Below are 1,935 nucleotides of genomic sequence, written 5' to 3' on the forward strand. Positions count from 1 at the left end.
GACCACTGTTGAGCTGCTGCGCCGGCGCTCGCAGCGGTTGCGTGGGATCCGCAACAGTTGAAGGTTCCGGCCGTAGCGTGCTGAGACTCTTAACCAGCGGCCGTCGCACTCGCAATTTGCCCGAATGGGGGGCGGGGTTCGCGTGTTGCAATCGGCCAAGTGGAGCTGACGCTCTCGGCGTTTCTCCCTGCTTGCCTACGAGACTGGTGGACCGCTCAGCACTAGGAAGCTGGCTTGGCGAAGCCTGTCACCATTGATTAGAACACCGAAGATTTCGTCCAACCAGGACCATATACCAACTGTCGCCGTTTCCGGCCCGTCGGCTCCTCTCATAAGGTCAATCTTTTATGAAGAAGGTTCATCCCGGCGGCCGGCACGGGAGTTGAAATCTGATGGCCGGACCCGCGAACAGATGGCTGCACGCGCAGCGAAAGAACTGCGTGACGGCTACTCCGTTAACCTCGACATCGGCATCCCGACGCTCGTCTCGAACTACATCCCCGACGGCATAGACGTCAGCCTCCAGAGCGAGAACGGCATGCTCGGCATGGGCCCGTTCCCCTATGAGGGCGAGGACGATCCTGATCTCATCAACGCCGACAAGCAGACGGTGAGCGAGCTGCCGTCGACCGCCTATTTCTCGAGCGCCGATTCCTTCGGCATGATCCGTGGCGGTCACATGGATCTGTTCGATCCTCGGCGCCATACAGGCAGGTGGCCCAGAACGGCGATCCCGCCTACTGGATGATCCCGCCAAGATGGTGAAAGGCAATGGGCGGCCGATGGATCTCGTCGCCGGCGTCAACCGCGTCGTCGTGGTGATGGAGCACTCGGCCAACCGCGGGAAAGTCGTCGTGCGAAAGAGGTTGCGTCGCGATGGGGTTGCCGGCTTTTTCGCCAATTTACCGGCCTGCCTGGTCGGCATGGAAGCTTCCAACGGGGCACACTATTGGGCTCGCGTGCTCACGGAGCTTGGCCATCAGGTCCGACTGATCAGCCCTCAGTTCGTGACGCCATACGTCAAGTCGAACAAGAACGACCAGAACGATGCGGAAGCCATCTGCGAAGCGGTCGGCCGTCCGTCCATGCGCTTCGTACCACCGAAATCAACCGATCAGCTGCGCGAAGCCTCTGGCTCGGCAAGATGCGGCAACGGCGCCATCCCAATGTCGTGGCCGTGGCTCTTGCCAACAAGAATGCACGGATCGTGTGGGCTATGCTCACAGGCGACGCGGCTTATGAGCCGGCGCTGCCCAGAACGCGCGTGCGCAGGTGAGGGAAAGGCTTTGTCTCGCCGGAGATCATGATCAGCCAACGCCCCGCCGAATTAGCCGATTGAGCGGTACCGGGACATTGGGAGGGAGATCGCATCCGCGGTCTTGGCAGCTCGGCGATCGGCACGCTGGTCGAACGCACGACGCGTTTCACAATGCTATTGCATCTTCCCCGGCTCGCGGGACATGGCGAAGCTCCGCGCACGAAGAACGGCCCTGCGCTCGCCGGACACGGGGCCGATGCCGTGCGGGACGCGATTGCGCGCACCATCATCACCTTGCCCCAAGAACTGCGCCGTTCGGTTGACTTGGGATCAGGGAGCCGAAATGGCTCAGCAAGATCGTCTCAAGATCGACGCGGTGTCCAGGTCTACTTCTGCGACCCGCAAAGCCCATGGCAGCGTGGCACCAACGAGAACACCAATGGGCCGTTACGTCAGTACATCCCGAAAGGCACACACCTGAGCCCCCACAGCGCTGACGAAATAGCCGCCGTGGCAGCGGCCCTCAATTCTCGACCGAGAAAGACTCTGGGCTGGAAAACGCCGGCAGAAGCGCTTGACGAGTTGCTGCCATGAGTAAACTGTAGAAGTTTCGACTTAATCTGACGGCAAGGTTTGAACTGGCAGGGATTGGAGCTGCTGGCGAGCAGGAGCGCTCA

1 protein-coding gene and 2 pseudogenes are annotated in these 1,935 nt (G+C 61.1%); all 3 read left to right on the plus strand.

Annotation, left to right across the window (positions count from 1 at the left end):
• Positions 1 to 412 precede the first annotated feature (412 nt).
• Positions 413 to 863 (plus strand): annotated as a pseudogene (locus IF809_RS38445) (CoA-transferase); the annotation flags it as partial.
• A pseudogene (locus tag IF809_RS38450) lies at positions 843 to 1,118 on the plus strand (IS110 family transposase); the annotation flags it as partial. The pseudogenes IF809_RS38445 and IF809_RS38450, both read left to right, overlap by 21 nt.
• Positions 1,119 to 1,429: 311 nt before the next feature.
• Positions 1,430 to 1,852, plus strand: coding sequence for an IS30 family transposase (locus tag IF809_RS38455; protein WP_441258745.1), 423 nt, complete (start codon positions 1,430 to 1,432; stop codon positions 1,850 to 1,852).
• The last annotated feature ends 83 nt before the right edge of the window (positions 1,853 to 1,935 follow it).

Source organism: Bradyrhizobium sp. UFLA06-24, assembly GCF_054967145.1.

Excerpts from the sequence above, each read along its gene's own strand:
- IF809_RS38455 (WP_441258745.1), top strand. The coding sequence starts at position 1,430 with ATGCTATTGCATCTTCCCCGGCTCGCGGGACATGGCGAAGCTCCGCGC.